Raw genomic sequence first — 258 nt, 5'->3', positions numbered from 1 at the left:
CGTGGGGTGACACCACCGGGACCTGGACGGCGCTGGAGTTATGGCTGATGCGCCTCGGTATCCGGGTGGGTCACTCCCGGCCTTATCATCCGCAGACCCAGGGCAAGCTCGAACGCTTTCACCGCAGTCTGAAGGCGGAAGTGCTGCAGGGGAAATGGTTCACGGACAGCGGCGAGTTACAGCGGGCCTTCGACCACTGGCGGGCAGTCTATAACCTTGAGCGTCCCCACGAGGCGCTGAATATGGCCGTCCCGGCGT

1 protein-coding gene is annotated in these 258 nt (G+C 64.0%); it reads left to right on the top strand.

The genetic code is table 11. The features are described 5' to 3' along the window. Positions 1-258 (top strand): integrase core domain-containing protein (locus M8013_RS23675; RefSeq protein WP_271265810.1); only part of this gene is annotated, 258 nt, incomplete at both ends.

The sequence above is a fragment of the Silvania confinis genome (genome assembly GCF_025564085.1).
GTDB lineage: Bacteria > Pseudomonadota > Gammaproteobacteria > Enterobacterales > Enterobacteriaceae > Enterobacter > Enterobacter confinis.
The sequence above is the reverse complement of the archived record's forward strand: the minus strand, read 5'-3'. Positions and strand labels throughout refer to the sequence as shown.